Origin of the sequence: Bacteroides sp. CAG:633, from assembly GCF_000435115.1 — a bacterium.
In the GTDB taxonomy this organism is placed as follows: Bacteria; Bacteroidota; Bacteroidia; order Bacteroidales; family Bacteroidaceae; genus Bacteroides; species Bacteroides ndongoniae.
On sequence record NZ_FR883109.1, the window covers coordinates 81,928 to 100,015 of the forward strand.

The 18,088-nt window shown below is 36.7% G+C and carries 19 protein-coding genes; all 19 read left to right on the forward strand.

Features of this window, described 5'->3' with window-relative positions; genetic code table 11:
* Positions 1-2 precede the first annotated feature (2 nt).
* The 19 genes from QVP67_RS11430 to QVP67_RS11520 all read left to right on the forward strand — a co-directional run bounded on the left by QVP67_RS11430 (position 3) and on the right by QVP67_RS11520 (position 18,087).
* Positions 3-2,318, forward strand: a complete 2,316-nt coding sequence (locus tag QVP67_RS11430) for an AAA family ATPase (RefSeq protein ID WP_022163697.1) — start codon at positions 3-5, stop codon at positions 2,316-2,318.
* The gene (locus tag QVP67_RS11435; RefSeq protein ID WP_022163698.1) at positions 2,311-2,802 is read left to right on the forward strand and encodes a crossover junction endodeoxyribonuclease RuvC; all 492 of its coding nucleotides are present in this window, start codon (positions 2,311-2,313) and stop codon (positions 2,800-2,802) included. Before QVP67_RS11430 ends, QVP67_RS11435 begins: the two co-directional genes overlap by 8 nt.
* Before the next feature lie 167 nt (positions 2,803-2,969).
* Positions 2,970-3,680, forward strand: a complete 711-nt coding sequence (locus QVP67_RS11440; protein ID WP_288180147.1) for an RNA polymerase sigma factor — start codon at positions 2,970-2,972, stop codon at positions 3,678-3,680.
* The gene (locus QVP67_RS11445; protein ID WP_022163701.1) at positions 3,646-4,251 is read left to right on the forward strand and encodes a hypothetical protein; all 606 of its coding nucleotides are present in this window, start codon (positions 3,646-3,648) and stop codon (positions 4,249-4,251) included. The genes QVP67_RS11440 and QVP67_RS11445 overlap by 35 nt, the downstream gene beginning before the upstream one ends.
* Positions 4,235-5,590, forward strand: a complete 1,356-nt coding sequence (locus QVP67_RS11450; RefSeq protein WP_022163702.1) for a DnaB-like helicase C-terminal domain-containing protein — start codon at positions 4,235-4,237, stop codon at positions 5,588-5,590. The genes QVP67_RS11445 and QVP67_RS11450 overlap by 17 nt, the downstream gene beginning before the upstream one ends.
* 1 nt (position 5,591) lies before the next feature.
* Positions 5,592-6,635 carry a toprim domain-containing protein gene (locus QVP67_RS11455; protein ID WP_022163703.1) on the forward strand — a complete coding sequence of 348 codons (1,044 nt, stop codon included), beginning with the start codon at positions 5,592-5,594 and terminating at the stop codon, positions 6,633-6,635.
* Positions 6,632-8,347: a PHP domain-containing protein gene (locus QVP67_RS11460; protein WP_022163704.1), complete on the forward strand. Its 1,716-nt coding sequence runs from the start codon at positions 6,632-6,634 to the stop codon at positions 8,345-8,347. The genes QVP67_RS11455 and QVP67_RS11460 overlap by 4 nt, the downstream gene beginning before the upstream one ends.
* Before the next feature lie 199 nt (positions 8,348-8,546).
* A complete protein-coding gene (locus QVP67_RS11465) occupies positions 8,547-9,848 on the forward strand; it encodes an ATP-dependent DNA helicase (RefSeq protein WP_022163706.1) in 1,302 nt (433 codons plus the stop codon).
* Positions 9,849-9,852: 4 nt separating this feature from the next.
* On the forward strand, positions 9,853-12,048 hold the full coding sequence (locus QVP67_RS11470; RefSeq protein ID WP_022163707.1) for a helix-hairpin-helix domain-containing protein: 2,196 nt from the start codon (positions 9,853-9,855) through the stop codon (positions 12,046-12,048).
* Positions 12,045-12,584 (forward strand): guanylate kinase, encoded by a 540-nt coding sequence (locus tag QVP67_RS11475; protein WP_288180148.1) that lies wholly within the window; start codon positions 12,045-12,047, stop codon positions 12,582-12,584. The genes QVP67_RS11470 and QVP67_RS11475 overlap by 4 nt, the downstream gene beginning before the upstream one ends.
* Positions 12,585-12,586: 2 nt before the next feature.
* Positions 12,587-13,360: a 3'-5' exonuclease gene (locus QVP67_RS11480; RefSeq protein ID WP_022163709.1), complete on the forward strand. Its 774-nt coding sequence runs from the start codon at positions 12,587-12,589 to the stop codon at positions 13,358-13,360.
* 4 nt (positions 13,361-13,364) lie between these two features.
* On the forward strand, positions 13,365-13,631 hold the full coding sequence (locus tag QVP67_RS11485) for a hypothetical protein (RefSeq protein WP_022163710.1): 267 nt from the start codon (positions 13,365-13,367) through the stop codon (positions 13,629-13,631).
* Between the two features lie 103 nt (positions 13,632-13,734).
* On the forward strand, positions 13,735-14,223 hold the full coding sequence (locus tag QVP67_RS11490) for a hypothetical protein (RefSeq protein ID WP_022163711.1): 489 nt from the start codon (positions 13,735-13,737) through the stop codon (positions 14,221-14,223).
* Positions 14,223-14,438: a hypothetical protein gene (locus QVP67_RS11495; protein WP_022163712.1), complete on the forward strand. Its 216-nt coding sequence runs from the start codon at positions 14,223-14,225 to the stop codon at positions 14,436-14,438. Before QVP67_RS11490 ends, QVP67_RS11495 begins: the two co-directional genes overlap by 1 nt.
* Entirely contained in the window at positions 14,422-15,099 is a 678-nt protein-coding gene (locus QVP67_RS11500; RefSeq protein ID WP_022163713.1) for a hypothetical protein, read from the forward strand. The genes QVP67_RS11495 and QVP67_RS11500 overlap by 17 nt, the downstream gene beginning before the upstream one ends.
* Before the next feature lie 6 nt (positions 15,100-15,105).
* Positions 15,106-15,534: a DUF5675 family protein gene (locus QVP67_RS11505; protein WP_022163714.1), complete on the forward strand. Its 429-nt coding sequence runs from the start codon at positions 15,106-15,108 to the stop codon at positions 15,532-15,534.
* Positions 15,531-16,037 (forward strand): hypothetical protein, encoded by a 507-nt coding sequence (locus QVP67_RS11510; RefSeq protein ID WP_022163715.1) that lies wholly within the window; start codon positions 15,531-15,533, stop codon positions 16,035-16,037. Before QVP67_RS11505 ends, QVP67_RS11510 begins: the two co-directional genes overlap by 4 nt.
* A gap of 59 nt (positions 16,038-16,096) precedes the next feature.
* Positions 16,097-16,423: a hypothetical protein gene (locus QVP67_RS11515; RefSeq protein WP_022163716.1), complete on the forward strand. Its 327-nt coding sequence runs from the start codon at positions 16,097-16,099 to the stop codon at positions 16,421-16,423.
* A gap of 83 nt (positions 16,424-16,506) precedes the next feature.
* Complete coding sequence (locus QVP67_RS11520; protein ID WP_288180149.1) at positions 16,507-18,087, forward strand: phage terminase large subunit; 1,581 nt, start codon at positions 16,507-16,509, stop codon at positions 18,085-18,087.
* Position 18,088 lies beyond the last annotated feature (1 nt).

Consider the following 18,088-nt stretch of genomic DNA (forward strand, 5'->3'; position numbering starts at 1 on the left):
TTATGTGGAGATTAGATACAGTTTTTGCGCAAAATTTATGTGCTTTCCAGCAATTAGATTATAAGTTACTGCAAGGCCACACTACATTGATTTTCGGCAATAATATGGACAATGATTCTCAGGGTTCCAATGGCTCCGGAAAATCTGCTATGCTTGAAGCAATTGCCATAGGAATAACCGGAGAGACCTTGCGTAAAATCAAAATGGAAGAAATTATTAATGATGCAGCAGATACAGCATGTATCAAACTAACCATGAGTAATGATTCTTCTAACGAATGTATGGAAATCACACGAGAATTATCACGTAAATCGGCCCAAGTCATAAAAATAAGCATGGGCACAAAAGGTGAAATTCTCACTAATATTGAACAAGCTACCGTAGCCGATTACAATAAATTCATTTTAGAGACATTGGGACTGACCAAAGACGATATTTTTGCCAACTTCATATTGTCAAAGCACAAATACTTATCTTTCTTGTCCAGTTCTGACCGTGATAAAAAAGAAATCATCAACCGCTTCAGCAATGGAGTCATGGTGGATGAAAGTATTGCAGCCTTACAAAACGACATGTCGCCTGTACAAACAGAGTTGCAAAATGCAGAAACCAATGTAGCTGTGCTCAATGGCAAAGTTGATACGTTAGAAGAACAAATCAACAATGCAATTACAGAATCGACCGAGCAATCACAGAAGAAAGCAGAACGTATTGCTAACTGGCGTAATGCCATTACTGAAAAGCGTGCCTACATCAGAGCACAAACTGAAGAATCGGAAGCTATAAACAACTTGTTAGACCAACTGGATAAGCAAGATGAACAATTGCAGGATTTGGAACAAAGTGCCAAAAACATAGAAGAATGCTACCAATTAATTACTAAACAATATGCTGAATTGGGTTTGTCAACTCTGCAAGATTATGTAACTCTATCTGTTGATAATCAGAAAAAACTGTTGTCACTTGAACAAGAGTATAAACACGTGCAAAAACAATTAACAGCATGTAATAAGAAACTAGAAGCTAGTCAAGAAAGTTTTGATAAACTAAAAAACCGTTACGCTAAATTCAATAACGAATATGATAAAAAGACGGACAAGATTCAAAACAGCTTGAACAAGTTGTTAGAATCAATCAAAACTTTAGAGCAAACCAATGATGACTTAAAAAAACAGCGTGCCCAATTGGACAAGGATATTGCCCAATTACAATCACAATTGGCTGGAGTTATCGTTTGTCCTCAGTGTCAATATGAATTTACATTAAGAGGCGATGTAAATATTGAAGAAGCTAAATTAAAGTTGCAGGATCGTCAAGGAGAAGTGCAAGATATTCTCCAGACTATCTCTTCCAACGAACAAGAAATAGCCACTTATTCTGTTAAGGCAAAAGAAACAAGAAAAACCCAAACAGAATTGGCAGAATCTAAAGCTGAATGGTCTTCACAAATTACAGAAGCCCAAACTCAGCTTGACCAACTGACACGTGAAACCTCGGCAACAAACAATCGTTTACATGATTTGCAAGATCAGACAAATGCCCTTCAGAAGTCCATAGAGACCGCTAGAACACGTTTGTTTGATGAAGCCTATGAAGTGCTTGATGATGCCATAAAACAGCATGAAGGACGCTTAAAACAAGTGCAAATCAACATTGACAATGCTAACGGGGCTATTCAATCATACGAAGAATCCATCCGTGATATTGAACACGCTTCGGAAACCAATATGATTGAAAGTTTAAAGGCCAGCAAAGTCAAATATCAAAAAGAATTGGCGTTGGCTATCAGCAATAAAGAACAGATAGAACAGAAACTTAACGCTTTGAAAGTTCAGGAAAGCATATTTGTAGAATTCAAGACTCATCTGGCCAACACTAAAATAGATGCGTTGAGCCACATTACAAATGAATTTCTGGAAGCTATCGGCAGTGACATACGAATTGCATTCTCAGGTTTTACGGTACTGAAAAGCGGTAAAATACGTGATAAGATTTCCATATCACTTCTTCGTGACGGAATAGATTGCGGTTCTTTTGACAAGTTCTCTGAAGGTGAAAAAGCAAGAGTTAATCTGGCCAACATTCTGGCCATGCACAAATTGACCAATGTTACCTGTGATGATGACAAAGGACTTGATTTGTTAATTCTAGATGAAATTCTGGAAGCCACAGATGAACAAGGGCTTGCAAATATCTTTGACGCTTTGAATCAGTTGCAGATTACGGCTTTGGTAGTAAGTCATGGAAATATAGCTGAAAGCTACCCTTATAAAACCGTGGTCAATAAACTTAATGGTGTTTCATATATAAATGATTAAAAAAAAGAATAATGATGAGCCAATAGAAATTACACGTGATCATATTTTAAGTCTGGATATTGCCACTCATTGTGGATATTATTCAACCCATGCTGCCGGCACTTGGGATTTTACTCAAAAAACAGGGAAAAGCGCAATTGAGCAGCATTTGAATTTCTACAACACACTGGTTGATTTCATTCAGAAATATAATATCAAATTGATTATCGCTGAAGATGTAAATGTTAAAGGACAATTTATCGGAATGCGAAAATTATCTGAATTTAGAGGCATACTATATTTGATATGCGCCCAGCTTGGTCTCCCGGAACCCAAATTCATAAATGTTAGCACTGTAAAAAAATGGGCTACCGGCGATGGTAAAGCTGACAAAGAAAAGATGATTGAGTTTTGTAAGAAGCGTTGGAATATAGATCCCGTAGACGACAATATGGCAGACGCTACTCACATCTTTAAATATTATGTAAGAATTTATAAACTTTAGATAGTCATGAGTTACGCAAGAAATTTAAGGCGTAGGCAACAAAGAGAAGGCCAGCCCCATTTAGCAATGTTGGCGAGTTTGTTAGGAGCATTCTATGATTTCCTCAGTAAATCGCCACAACCAACGGACAACGAAGTAAGAACAGAATTTACTTCCAGTAATAATAAGTGGAAAGAGTATTGTCATATCCACAAATTGATGAACGCAGATCACTTGTTTGTGCTCAATGTTCGAGAGGCGTGGAAACGACATACTCAGCAGTTACCGCAGAACAAATAACAGATGAAGTAGCTGCACGGCGTAAAGCCTTATTTGATAAATACGTAACACCGTACACCCGAATGATATACAAGTTGTGCATTCGTTATACATTTGATTCTTCTAATATCGAAGATAATTATGTAGAGGTTTTGACCAACATGTATAAATATATCGAAACTTATGATTCAGAACGTTCAATTCATACTTGGCTGCATATTGTAACAAAGCGATGTGTCTATGATTTAGACCAACGCCGCAAAAAGCAGCAAGACATGAGGAATTGTGACAATGATATTGAAACTTATGCTTCGGAAGATATATTAACCGATTTAGAAGAAGTTAGTTCAAATGTCATGGGAATCAGTAATTATCGAGAGTTATATAATGACGATATATTGAATGCTTTAGATCAATTGAAGCCTCAGTATAAACGGGCCTTACTTTATCAGCAGGCAGGTTATAAACTCAAAGAAATTGCAGAAATCGAATATCGGAACGGTGCCTTAGAATCTCGCAATATTGAAACTATCAAAAGTCGTTTATTCTTGGCGCGTCAAACACTTCAACAATTATTGACTCGTGATGGAAAAAGAAGACCGACTGGCGAAACAGATTAAAACTGTATATACAGAAATAGCAAAAAGATTGATTGACCCCTCTTTCACTTTCCCGGAAGGGGGGAAAGTCAATCGCCAACTGCACCAATTTATCGCTGATTTTTCAAAAGTGTGTGGCGGTGAATTTAATGCTCCACGCTTAGTAGATTATTGTGTGTTTCAACTTCATAAAAACCGAAACGCACAATATCAACGTGCTTTAGCTCCAAAAGCATTTGGAGCAACCGCTCTTCAAAAATATCTATCCATGTCTTCACGTGCCAAAAATTTTGTTGAAGACCAATGGTTATCTGAAGCTCAATTAACCCGTGCTTATCTAAATTCCCTAATCTGTAAAAAAGAGCACCCCCAGGCAAAATATATTTATATGCCATCTGAAGAGGGTACTAAAAAACGTAGTGTCAACACAGATATTGGGTTTGTGATATGCTCTACTTCAACCCTGATGTGGAGTCCATTTTCCCCTACCTGTCAGCAATGTAAAAATGCCGAAAGGTGTAAAAAGGAAACGGAAATCAAATATCCTGAGTTGTACCGTATAAGAATTGAAAAATATGGCGAAAGAAGATAATGTATTGACGGAAGACTTTTTATTTGAGCTATATTATGCTTGTTTTACATACGATTATGTATGTAATTTAGTCTGTGAATATATGCAAAAATCATATTTGCCAGGTAGGGATTTCCAAGCCTTACATGGGTATATATGCAAATATTTCACAGAGCATAAATCAGCCCCAACTCTTAACATCATTAGCCAGATTGTTTCTATGAACCGTGAAGTATCGGCTCTATTAGAAGACATTAAAGACTGTGCTGAAGGTGTAGAGCCTGAAATCGTATTGGAGCAATTTGAAAATTATTTGCGACAAGTCAAATTCCAAAAGACATATAAAGAAATAGGCGAATTGTATGCCAAACAAGACCGAGACAAAGCTCTGAAACTGTTACAATCATTTGCGGAATGGCAAAACGATTTCAGTCTACGCCAAAACTCTTTTGTGGATGTTATAGAAACATTTGAATCTCGTTTTCGCCGAAATCGCGAAAAACACAATCAAGAATCTAAATTAAAACCAATAACCCGATTTTATATTGATGGGTTGGACGAAATGAACGGTGGTAGAGATTTGCGCACCCAGCTTACTTGTTTTTTGGCTCCAACAGGTGTGGGTAAAAGTCATGCAGCCCGATGGATTGGCAAATGTGCTTCACAAATTGACGGTTTGAATGTATTGCACTTTCAGTTGGAAGGATCGGAAGATGAAGTAGCAGACGCATATTCTGCATCATTAGTGGCTTGTAATACTTATCGTTATAGTACAGGTACTATTAAGGACCGAGAACTGAATCGTATGATAGAGGAAATCAAAGCTATGTCCGGTACTTTAAAAATAAAATCGTTCCCAAAATTCGCCAATCAAGTCAGCACTATTGATATTAAAAATGGTATTAGTGAATATAAAAAGATTTATGGTCTAGCTCCAGATGTTGTAATCATAGATTCAATGGACCTTCTTAATGATTCTAGTGGTCGCAAATGGAGCGAAAATGGTGAACGTCATAAACGTGTAGCTGTAGCTAATGACTTAAAAGATTTGGCCGGAGATGAAAATGTATGGATGGTAGTAACATATCAAGCTACCATTGAAAACAGGGATTGGTTGAACGATGAGAAAAATGTACTGACAGAATATAATTGCGCTGAAGCTAAAGGACTAAGCCGCCCAATGACGCACTTAATTACTTTGAACCAAAGTGTAAATGAGATGCGTGAGAATACTATGCGTTTAAATGTTGCCAAATCACGCTTCTTCAAAAAAGGAGACCCATTTAAAATCGCTACAGATTATGAAAATGAATGTTTTTATGATCGGGCAAGAACATTGAATATCAGTAAAGTAGGTTAATATGTATTTGAGTAAAGAAGAAAAGAACCATATCATTCAGGAGCTTATTGTGGAATTACACGCTAAGCCAGATGGAAGTGGAAAGAACCTGATAGTCCCCACATGTCCTTACTGTGGACGTGAAGGGGGTAAATTCGGTATCTATATAGGTGTAGAAACGGAACGTAAAAAACCATTTATGGCCCACTGCTTCAAGTGTGGCCATTCTACACTTACCCTTGAACAGTTATTAACCGACATAGGCCGTACAGACCTGATTATTGCCGACACATTTGATTTGGACGGCGATAAAAACCTTAATGCCTTTTCTTTTTTGGATGATGATGACAAAGAGATAGACGATTCACTGTGCATTGTAGATATGCCAGACGGTTATAAACGAACTTACTTTAACAAATATTTGAAACAACGTGGCTTTATCGAAGAAGACTACGATTGTTTCCCAGTGGGCACTACACGTCACATGAATTTCAAATATGACGATTATGTGATTTTTCCTATCATTGATGCAGGGGATATTGTAGGATATATCTCCAGACATATCTGGAGCAAACAAGAGATAGATGAATACAACCGAAGAGCCAAACACAATGGTAAATTTCAAATCATGCGCTATAAAAACAGCACTGAAAATGATTTCGTAAAACTATTGTATAATTATGATATGGTCATAGAAGATATAACCGATACCGTAATTATTGTGGAAGGAATCTTTGATGTTATCGCCCTCACCAGGAAACTTAACCTATATCACAACCACTTAATAGCTGTAGTGGCCACATTCGGTAAAAAAATTTCGGATGTGCAAATTTATAAATTGCAAGCGAAAGGGGTCAAAACCATTGTGATTGGATATGATGGCGATGCAGTTGACGCTATCAAGAAAACTGGAGAGCAACTGAATGAATATTTTGATGTATATGTCGCCGACATTGAAGATCCTACACAAGATTTTGACAGCTTAGACTTCTGGGATATATACGACACTTTTGCCTTTGGTTTAAAAACATTGACAGAATACAAACTTAATAAAATTCAATTATGAGCGAAGACTTGTTACATTGGCTACACACCAACAAAATATGCTATCATATTATAGATGAGGATGTTATTGAAATTGAAGAGTTCGGAAAAATGTTTTATGAAGATACCAATATGCTGAAATCCATTTTTCGTGTTGATGCTGACAACAACATTAAATTCAACACAATGGAAAACATTCAAACATTACAAGATGAAGGTATTAACTATATTGTTTTTCAATTTGGTGATAATTGGTATTACTATGACATACGCGAAGACTTTAAATTCAATATCTTAAAATATGTCGGCAAACGCAAACCATTAGTTCATCAGCAACCATTTGTCAATTTGGGAGTTCATACTCCTTTTGAATTGCTAAATGGAAGCTTTTCATTAAAAGACTGGGTGCGTAAAGCTAAATATTTAGGTCAAACAGCTTTAGGTATTTGTGACTATAACACGATGGCAGCTACCCTAATTCTTCAGAAAGAATGTGAGGCAGCCGGTCTTAATTGGGTGTTTGGATATTCGTTAACATTTACAGACGGGATCAATAAAATAGATGCTAAAATCTATTGCCAGACCCAAGACGGTTTGCAAAACTTACTGAGAATTCAGAAAAGCATTAATGTAGATTCGGATAATAAAATCATAGACCTACAAGATTTGCTGAAATATGGTCCAGGCAACGTGATTGTGTTCAGTAAATACGCTTCGGCATGGCTAAAGGAAATCGGCGATAACATAGACCGTTTTTTGAACAGTTTTGATGATTGTTTTTATCAATTGGATTTAGCCGAATTTAAGGCAGAACGTATTGATATAAAGGTGCTGGAAGCTACCAAATGTTATTTTGACCACTTGTACAACACAGGAGACCTACCTCCAGTTTTAATTTCTGACTGCTATTATCTGGATAAGGATGATGCAAAAAATAAAATCATACTTAACAAGATTGCAGAAGGGGCGGCGCACGAACAAAGCGATGACCAATATTTCAAAGATTTGGATGAACACTGGGAAACCATATCCGCTCTATTTGATGCAGAGAAATGGGATATTGAAGACATCTTTAACTGGGCGTGTGAAAATACAGTCAAAATTGCAGAAAGAGCTAAGGCACGATACGAAATAGACCGAAATTTCATGCCTCAATACGACATGACTATATCGGAACAACAGCAATATACTGACCGACACGATATGTTTTTATCGCTCCTAGAAGACGGTTTTAATAAATTGGTTCCAGCAGACAAGAAAGAGATTTATCGCAAACGGTTGGATTATGAAATCTATGTATTGGAATCGACTAATAATGTAGATTACATGCTGGTGCAGTACGATACCGTTAACTGGGCCAGAGAGCATGGTATTTTGGTTGGATGCGGACGTGGTTCTGCCGGAGGGTGCTTAGTATTGTATCTTTTGGGTATTACACTAATCGACCCAATTAAATATGATTTACTGTTTGAACGTTTTTTGCTTCCAGAACGTGCCGGGTTATACCCATCGGATGTCACCATCGTAGGCGCAGATATGAATTCAACCGATTACATGGAAGTGGAATTGGCTAATCACAAAATTTACAAAATAGATAAAGATGCCCAATTATTAGTGAAACGTGAAGGCGAAGATGAGCCTATTGTAATATATGCTGATGAATTACAAGCAGGTGATGACATTCAATTTGATAATCGAGATCTGTTATTTACCTTAAATGAAATTGCTCAATGATTCCAATTTTAAGAAAGCCAGGATGGGATTTAAATCCAAATGACAAAATAGTTAACACTATTCTTAAACGCTGTGAAGCCAATAACGGCGAATGCCCATGCCACAATGATTCTGAGGACAAACATTGTCCATGCAGTGCATATCGAGAAAAAGATGTATGCCATTGCAATCTATATGTAAAACAACAATAGTATGAAACATGAAAGATATGATTTTAACTGATGAGATGCAGAAAGTGATGGATCTCGTTAAGAATACTGACAGCAATGTATTCGTAACCGGAAAAGCAGGATCCGGCAAAACCACATTTCTTAAATATTTGATTGCCAATTGTGGAAAAAATTGTATTGTGACAGCACCTACAGGAGTGGCTGCCATTAATGCCGGAGGCGTAACCCTACACAGCATGTTTGGCATTCCTTTTGGTCCGATAACCCCTTATGACAAATTAGAAAATCGGTTTTCGGAATACAAGACTGAATTGCTTCTGAAATTGCAGTTGCTCATCATTGATGAAATAAGCATGGTTCGCCCAGATATATTAGATACGATTGACCGTAAACTCCGTTGGGTATGTGAATGCGATGAGCCATTTGGCGGTGTACAGATAGTCATGTTCGGAGACCTGTTCCAGTTACCACCGGTAATCAAGAAACAAGACCGTGAAATCTTATCGAATTATTACGATGATTTTTTCTTCTTCAATGCACAGGTATTCAAACGTACCGGTTTTCATGTAGTTGAACTGACCACCATATTCCGTCAAACCGAGCCTGAATTTATCAATGTGCTTAATCATATCCGGGACTATCGTGTCACTTCAGAAGAACTGGATGTGCTAAGCGAATTGAAGGACCGTAAAGTCAGCAACAATTATGATGGCGAGTACATTCATATCTGCACTCATCGAGTAGATGTAGAAAAAATCAATACAGAAAAATTGGGCAACCAAGATATACACATATACGATGTCAATATGCAAGGCGACTTTCCAGAATCATCTGTGCCATGCGATTTACACTTAAAATTACGTATTGGAGCCAGAATTATGGCATTAGTTAATGATCCGATGAAAGGATATTATAACGGTATGCTGGGAGTCATAACAGCTTTAGAAAATGATTATATCAAAGCCCGAATGGATAATGGTTCTTTTATAAAATTTGAACGTTATACTTGGTTAAATACGCGATATGCGTTAAAAGACAATGAAATTGTAAAAGAAGAAATAGGCTCATGTACACAATTTCCTCTTACGCTTGCATGGGCTATTACTATTCATAAAAGTCAGGGACTTACATTTGACAAAATCGTACTTCACGTTTCCCGTACATTCTGTCCAGGGCAATTGTATGTAGCGTTAAGCCGTTGTCGTACACTGGATGGAATTGTGTCGGATGCTTATATTACCAAACAAATGGTAATTCCCGAATATGCCTTAATTGATTTTGAAAGAGCATACAAAAGTGAAGGTAATTATTATGGCAAACGAATAGATTAAAAATATGAAAGTCATATCAATTCAACATAAAACATCATCTAAAGCAGTCCCAACCATAGACTGCTTTGTGGATAGCGGATATTTACAAGGTCCTGGAGGTTCACTTCCAGATGTTGATACCGACTTCCAATCAGACCGTAGACAGGAAGTCAAAGAGTATATTGAACAACGATATAACCATGATGGAAAACAGCGTGTATTTTCTGCTGGTACATTCACTACATTGAAGCTAAAAGCCGTACTTAAAGATGTTGCCCGTGTGCATCGTGTGCCAGTTAATATTGTTAACTATATCACCGCCATTTTTGAGGATGATAAAATGACGTGGACAGATTTGTTTCTGTTGGCTGCCACCAATAAAAAGGTACATAGCTTCATTATGGAATATCCGAAAGTAATTGAAGATATTCGTACTTTGATGGGCCAGCCGCGTTCTTCATCTATACATGCTTCGGCTTTGCTGGTTACTCCAGATACTAAAGACGGTAAGGATATGGAGTGTTTTGATTTCACGCCAATTAAAAAGGTAGATGGAATGCTGGTGAGCGAATTGGATGGATATTCATTGGACGAACAAGGATTGCTGAAAAATGACTGTTTGGGTATTAAGGAGTTATCTAAATTACAAGCAGTTATCAATATTTGCAATGACAAATATCAAGCAGGACTTACTTTTCAAAATATCGTCCAGAGCAATTTGGCCGACCCCAAAGTGTACAGCTTATTACAAAAAGGATATACGCAAAACGTGTTTCAGTTTTCTTCTAAAGGTATGACGAAATTCCTGGTAAGTATGAAACCTGACAAGATAGAAGACTTAATTGCTGCCAACGCTTTGTTCCGTCCGGCCACATTGGATTCTGGTTCATCTGACCGTTATGTGGATTGTAAATTGGGTGATGCCGACCCTGTATATTTATGGGGTACTTACAATGCCATGAAAAATACTTACGGAGTCCTTTGCTATCAGGAACAGCTTGCACAAATTGCACGAGAAGTGGGTGGTTTCAGTTTGGGAGAAGGAGTTAAATTGGTCAAACTGATTTCTAAAAAGAAGGTAGATAAGATTTTAGCTTTACGCGACAAATTCATGGCAGGTGCCAATCAAAACGGATGTCCAAAAGAAGATGCTGAAGCAATATGGCACATGTTTGAGGTGGCCGGAGGCTATCTTTTCAACAAAAGTCATGCGACCGCATACGCTGTTACCGCATACGCCGGTGCCTATCTAAAAGCTAATTATCCTACCGCATTCTACACTATTGCGTTACAGTGGGCAGATGATGATGAAATTCCTACTTTAATGAGTGAAATGGAACTGTGTAGTAACGCTAAGATTGTACCTCCAGACATCAATGTCAGTGACAATACATTTTACACAGATTATCAGACCAATGAGATTTTCTGGTCCTTGTCACGCATTAAAATGTTAGGTGTCAAGGCTACGGAATGGATTGTAAACGAGCGTCAAGCGCGTGGACATTTTACCTCTATTGAAAATTTCATAGATCGAGTGTTCCGATACAAATTGAAGAAATATCAGTATTGGGATGATCCAGACGATATGGATGAAATCAAAAGATGTCCTGTAAATGCCCGTCATGTACGCAATTTGATATTGGCCGGCTGTTTTGATAAAATTGAAAACGCACAATCAGTTGTAGAGCGTTATGCCATTTTAGAAAAAGCTGCAAATTTATTGGGCTTTGAAATTACTGAAAAAGACATTCCTTCAGATTTACGAGACAAACATTATTTCTGGAGTCAGCAACAGATTGCAGTCAGTGGTATCGGAGCCATAGATTATAAACGTATCTATGATAATTCAGAAGCCAAAACCAAAATCAAAGGTAAAGCGGCATGGGCATTGCTTAAAAACATTTTAGACCCAGATTATGACGGAAAACGCGTAGCCATCTGTGCAAGTATCGTGGATATTGAAGAGAAGAAATTCAAAGATAAAAAGACAGGTGAAAACCGTATATTCTGTAAAATCTTATTACAACAAAACAATGATTTAACAGAAATGATTATCTGGAATGACGAATGGGCCACAGCGCGTGCGGAATTCACCAAAGGTGGCAATCTCAGTCAAGCCAAAAACAAAATGCTTATTTGTTCCGCACAAGTAAAGTACAGTGACTTTACAGGTAACAACAATCTACAATTATATAAATCATCCATCGTTTCAGTGTTATGAAATCAAATTTTAAAATTAATGTACCAGTGCCCAATGTAATTATTGCCATCGTAGGGCCTTCAGGAAGTGGCAAAACAACAATGGCCAATGTAATGGCCGAGGCTGGAATTCCCACCATTGTATCATATACAACAAGACCTATGCGTGATGGGGAGACTAACGGTAAAGAACATTGGTTTGTGACTCCAGACAAGAAACCAAAACAATCTGAAATGATTGCTTACACCCAGTTCGGCGATTATGAATATTGGGCAACTAAATCGCAAATCACAAATCTGTGTACATACGTGATTGATGAAAAAGGACTGGAATATCTGATGAGTCGAATTTCACAATCCACTATCGTCTTTTCGGTTTATATTGATCGAGACATAAAAGATATTCTAAAAAGCGGCGTGGATAAAGAACGTTGTGCCAGAGACAAGAAGCGCAAAAAAATGGATTTGTCAAAGTATGATTATGTGATTCATAACAACTATACTTTAGATGAGTTTAGAAACAAAATTATCCAATTAACTTATGATTTATTGAAATAATTATGGCTACACCAAATAATGAAAAGCCAGTCATCGTGGCTTTTACCTTAGATTTTGAAACAGGAGGGTTGAACTGTCAGGATTGTGCCTGTACACAGATAGCAATTCATGCAGTACGAATTGATACATTTGAAACCATAGACCGATATGTCCGGTATATCGCTCCTTATAATCAGCAGCAAGACAAAGGGACAACCAAACGTAAAATATTGAAGACTAAATATGAACAGCAAGATGCTATTCCTATGAAGTACGAAGAAAAAGCGTTGACTTATTCAGCCATTACAATGGATATGCTGGAATCAATGGGGGTAGATATTCTGGTAGTAGCCCAAGAAATTATTGAGTTTATTAAAAAGAATACTATTGTCAAAAAAGCAAACCTCAAACCTTTTTTTATCGGACAAAATATCGGGTTCGATATGGGTTTTTTGCAACAAATGATGGAATACGCCGACTTAATGAAAGAGCTGGCTAAATTGGTACGTGGCACTGTTGATTTTTACGGCCATTTTCAACCATTGTGTATTGACACTATTATCTTAGGACAATTTGCATTATCACATTTAGATAACGTTACCAGTTACAAATTAGAGATTATGGCAGAAAAGTTAGGAGTTGAACTGGATGATGCACATGATGCAGATGCAGATGTTACAGCAACCACAAATGTAGCTATGGTATGTGCCCAACGAATGCGTAATACTCATGGTACGGATGGTGGCAACATGGTAATGACACAAAAAGAAAAATCACGTGTACACTTTAAAATTTAACGATATGATTTCAGAAGAAGAGAAACAACAAGCAAGGGCTATGGGATTAGAACCTGAAGTAGTGTTTAATACTCTATCCGATCGGGCAGTGTATGCAGTCCAAACAGAAGATACTCACGAAACTATTTTTGAGATTTCTGGCTATGACCTGCAAATACAATTCAATCGGGACAAACTTAGAAACATCGCAGAAATTGAAAGTATGCTAGATGGTGTGAAAGACCTGTTTCGTAAAATAGTAATGAAAGATTTGCTTGAACACACTTCTTAACAAACTATTTAATTCTATATAAACGTATATCATATTGAAAAGCTATTCTTTGTAAACAAGTCCAGTTAATCTAATCATTGACTGGACTTAATTACAAAGAATTATGGAAAAAATAGCTCAAACATTAAATAAACAAGAAAAAGATTTTTGCGAGCTTTTTATATTCGGATGTGACCCGTATGCCGGCAATGCAAGAAAATGTTACGAAGATGTGTTTTCTGATAATACTAAATTATCTCTGAAAAACGCCAAAGAATTACTGAAACGTAATGATATTCAAGAATATATTCAGTATTTGCGTAATATTGCCAATTATGAGATAGCTGATTTAAAAGCCCGACTTACTGAGAAATTATGGCATATTATTGATGAAACTTCTACAGCAGAATACACAGACCGCCGAGGCACCAAACTATCCCCAGCTCCATTACGTTCTGTTGCAGTACAAGCTTCAAAAGCTTTAATGGAAATGTACCCAGTAAAAGTAGCCCAAGAAAATAAAATTGAACTTAATGGAGGCGGCGATGGCGGAATTATATTCAATGTCGTAGTACCCCAATCTAATCATTCAACTAACGAAAATAATGAATAATGTTAGGACAAAAAATCCAAATCATAACCTCTTCAGAATTATTGGCATGGAAATTAGGTAAGCTGGTAGGACGAACAGGGGTTGTAGTAGCGTCAGAGCCACATAAAAAAGGTTGTTGGGTGGCTTTAGATAATCCGTATGCAAATGAATCAGAATGGTTTATCCCAGTTCAATCATTACAAATGATAGCCAATAACAATGGAAAGAATAGATAAAGGCATGGGGTGGCTCCAGAAAATGCTAAACCTACAAAACAAATATGGTTTTTTTTCAATTATCAAGGGGTTATTTCTCTTGTTTTTAGCTGGATATGTGGTCTTTTTTGCATTAAACCCCAAATATCTGTTAGAACGAGTAACCACAATTCAAACAGAACAGCATGATAACTTAGTACGCTCACGTTTAGCAGCTGATTCAGATATACGACTTATATTATCTAAAACTATGCACAATACTAATGCAGATCGTGCCTGGTTAATTGAATTTCATAATGGCAATAAAAATTTAACTACTGGATTGCCATTTTTATTTGGTTCTATGCGAATTGAAGAAACACAAGATAGTATTCCTAATGTAGATGAAGATTATGCAGACTTCAGTTTATCAAAGTATAAACTAATTGCAAAAGTATTAGACGAGGGGTTCTTTTATGGTAATATTAAAGATGTACAATCTATTGACAAGCGTTTATATTACAAATTCCAATCTAATGATATTAACGAAATAGCCCTCTTAACTATTTACAATGAAGATAAACCAGCAGGTATTGTGGGATTGTCTTTTTGCAATAACAAACAAATGGATAAACAGTTAGTTGGCAAACACATTAGAAGTGCCGGCATCCAAATCGCAACTTTATTGTCTCAAATAAAATAATAAACTATGAAATTAAGATTAGAACGTTTGTGGCCTAAAAAAGATTATACTGTCGGAAGGCTATATGTTGATGACCGTTTGTTTTGCAACACCTTAGAAGACCGGATTGTGGACAAAAATAAAAACGGTGTATTTGATGGTGACGAAAAGAAAGTATATAGTGAATCCGCTATTCCGTATGGAACATATAAAATCATTTATAATTGGTCTCCAAAATTCGGAAGAAATCTCCCAAGATTGTTAAACGTACCGCATTTTGAAGGAATATTGATTCATCCGGGCAACACTGCTGCTGACAGTGCCGGTTGTATTTTGGTTGGAAAAAATACTGAAGTGGGCCGCCTTACTAATTCGCGATACATTTCAGATGAGTTGAACAAATTAATTGATGAGGCTCAGCAAAAAGGGGAGCCTATCACAATTGAAATTGTATGAAACGGTTTACCATTATATTGATATGTTTGTTTAGTGGATTAATATTCATCGGATGTCACTCGTCCAAAAATCTCCAAACCAACGAGCATATTGACTATTCCAGCGAATTAAAACAACTTCGTAATTCGCTGGATTCATTGCATTTAGATGTAAACAAGCAGTCACAAATCACATCTGATAAATTAAGCAATCTCAAATTAGAAAATACCACTATTTATTTGTCACACCCAGATTCTACTGGAAAACAATATCCTATCAAGCAAAGTACCACTTCTTTAAATAAACAAGAAGAAGAACATACGCAAGAATTTGAAACATTATGTGTCGCGTTCTCATATTTGTCTGACCGTATTGATTCTTTATCACGCAACGTTAATCAAATGCTTAATAAACAGGAGGCTATCAAAGAATTAAGTTGGTGGGATTTAAACAAAGACAAAATATATGTGGGGGCATTTTTGATAATTATCGGATTAATTCTATGGAATAGAATAAAAAAATAGCAATGTTTTACAACACAACGCTGGGTTTCATGCTATTCTTATAAAAACATTTAGAAGTTATGGATTTACATATTAAAGACAGATTATTACTCCCATCGCTTTTGCCTGAGCGCGGAAGCTTTATGGAATACAATTTGAAAAAGGCGATTCTAAAAAAAATTGCAATTTCTGAACAGGACAAAACTGATTATGAAATCGTAGAAAAGCCGGAAGAAAAACGTATTGAATGGAATGTGCTCAAAGACCAAGAAACACCATTAAAAGTGGATTTCTCGAAAGAAGAGCTGGCTTTCATGCGAAAGGCATGTGAAAATGTTTCAGAACAGGAATTACCGGATGAAATATGGGCCGTGGCAGAGCGCATTTATAACGAATCCCAGGATTAAAAACTTCTTTACTCAAAATCATATCTTTCACTTAACGGAAATCTGTCAAAAAATGATAGGTTTCCGTTTGTTATTTTATATGTATGGCATTAGGATTAAAAGCACCAAGAAATTTACGAATTGATTTTATGCCTTCTCCTAAGCAATATGAATTGTGGAAATTACTGCAACCAGATTATTGTCCTCACTGTGGAGGTCATATATCTCAAAAATTAGTAGGGCATGATATTAAGGGAAATCCTCAATATAAGCCTTATTGTACACAATGTGGAAGTACGGATTTGCCTCAATTAATATTAGGTGGAGGGGCTGCCGGAGGTGGAAAATCATATTTGGGTAGCTGTTGGTTAGTTAGTAGTTGTATGCGTTTTTCAGATATTCGAGCTGTAGTGGCCCGTAAAACTCTGAAAAGTTTGAAAGGCTCTACATGGAACACTATCAAAAAGGTATGTAAAGAATGGGGATTAAAAGAAGGCGTTCATTATAAAATCAATAATCTGGACGGTATATTAACTTTCTGGAATGATTCAGTTATTATCATGCAAGAAATGGTAGATCTGCCCAGTGACCCTAATTTTGAGCGTTTTGGATCTTCAGAATTTACCATAGCTTTTATTGATGAGGTGTCTGAAATAAGTGAAAGGGCCGTAGAAGTGTTGTTCTCTCGTTTAAGATGGCGTACAGCAGAAACCTTTAAAACAGCCAGAATGATGATGTCTACAAACCCTTGTATCACTTGGGTTCGCTCCAGATTTGTACAAGACGATGAAGGAAATCCAATAACATGTAGAGAGGGGGAAGCATACGTACCATTTTCAGTATTTGATAATCCAGATGTACAATTTGTCCAAACTTATGTAGCCGCCCTAAATAAAATTACAGATAAAGCTACACGAGAAAGATTGTTGTATGGCAACTGGGATTTCGTTGACTCTAATATCATGGCAGCTTATTGGAATTTTGACGGTCAAACACATTTGATTGAAAAATTGTCAGAAAAGGTATATGATCCTATGAAACCCATTATATCAGGATGGGACTTCAATGTAGCACCTTATATGAGTGAGTTGGAATTCCAGTTTAATTATGACAAAAAAGAAATTTATATCATCGAAGAAAACTTAGGCAAACCGGAGAATAAAGAAAACAATACGCCGGCATTGGCAAAGAAAATCAAAGATAAAAAGATTAGTCATAACCATATTGGAGGCATTGTCATTACTGGAGACCCTGCCGGAGCTGCACGTAGCACGCAAACAGAAGATGGAGTCAATAACTATACTATTATAGAGCAAAACATGAAAAATGGGGTTCTCAGGCCTAGGATTAAATTATTATCCAAACAGCCCCCTCTTGTCACCAGATTAGAATTTGTAAATGCTATATTTTCTGGATATGACGGGTGGAAAGTAATGATAGACCTAAGATGCAGAAAACTCACAGAAGACTTGATTTACCAAACCAAAAATGCAGATGGAACCAAATGTAAGAAAAAGGTTACAAATGCTAAAACTGGAGGTAAAGAAGAAAAATACGGGCATTTATCAGATATTCTGGATTATGTATTTGTACAATTTCTAAGTGATTCATGGCGTAGATTCCAAAATCAGAAAACATCAATTGAAACATATACATCTGAAGTTTATAGTATATTTAATTTCTAAT

Coding starts and splice junctions, on each gene's coding strand:
- QVP67_RS11475 (WP_288180148.1), top strand. CDS start 12,045: ATGAAATCAAATTTTAAAATTAATGTACCAGTGCCCAATGTAATTATT.
- QVP67_RS11520 (WP_288180149.1), top strand. CDS start 16,507: ATGGCATTAGGATTAAAAGCACCAAGAAATTTACGAATTGATTTTATG.
- QVP67_RS11500 (WP_022163713.1), top strand. CDS start 14,422: ATGGAAAGAATAGATAAAGGCATGGGGTGGCTCCAGAAAATGCTAAAC.
- QVP67_RS11435 (WP_022163698.1), top strand. CDS start 2,311: ATGATTAAAAAAAAGAATAATGATGAGCCAATAGAAATTACACGTGAT.
- QVP67_RS11460 (WP_022163704.1), top strand. CDS start 6,632: ATGAGCGAAGACTTGTTACATTGGCTACACACCAACAAAATATGCTAT.
- QVP67_RS11465 (WP_022163706.1), top strand. CDS start 8,547: ATGAAAGATATGATTTTAACTGATGAGATGCAGAAAGTGATGGATCTC.
- QVP67_RS11480 (WP_022163709.1), top strand. CDS start 12,587: ATGGCTACACCAAATAATGAAAAGCCAGTCATCGTGGCTTTTACCTTA.
- QVP67_RS11505 (WP_022163714.1), top strand. CDS start 15,106: ATGAAATTAAGATTAGAACGTTTGTGGCCTAAAAAAGATTATACTGTC.
- QVP67_RS11445 (WP_022163701.1), top strand. CDS start 3,646: ATGGAAAAAGAAGACCGACTGGCGAAACAGATTAAAACTGTATATACA.
- QVP67_RS11495 (WP_022163712.1), top strand. CDS start 14,223: ATGTTAGGACAAAAAATCCAAATCATAACCTCTTCAGAATTATTGGCA.
- QVP67_RS11455 (WP_022163703.1), top strand. CDS start 5,592: ATGTATTTGAGTAAAGAAGAAAAGAACCATATCATTCAGGAGCTTATT.
- QVP67_RS11515 (WP_022163716.1), top strand. CDS start 16,097: ATGGATTTACATATTAAAGACAGATTATTACTCCCATCGCTTTTGCCT.
- QVP67_RS11450 (WP_022163702.1), top strand. CDS start 4,235: ATGGCGAAAGAAGATAATGTATTGACGGAAGACTTTTTATTTGAGCTA.
- QVP67_RS11430 (WP_022163697.1), top strand. CDS start 3: ATGTGGAGATTAGATACAGTTTTTGCGCAAAATTTATGTGCTTTCCAG.
- QVP67_RS11485 (WP_022163710.1), top strand. CDS start 13,365: ATGATTTCAGAAGAAGAGAAACAACAAGCAAGGGCTATGGGATTAGAA.
- QVP67_RS11490 (WP_022163711.1), top strand. CDS start 13,735: ATGGAAAAAATAGCTCAAACATTAAATAAACAAGAAAAAGATTTTTGC.
- QVP67_RS11510 (WP_022163715.1), top strand. CDS start 15,531: ATGAAACGGTTTACCATTATATTGATATGTTTGTTTAGTGGATTAATA.
- QVP67_RS11470 (WP_022163707.1), top strand. CDS start 9,853: ATGAAAGTCATATCAATTCAACATAAAACATCATCTAAAGCAGTCCCA.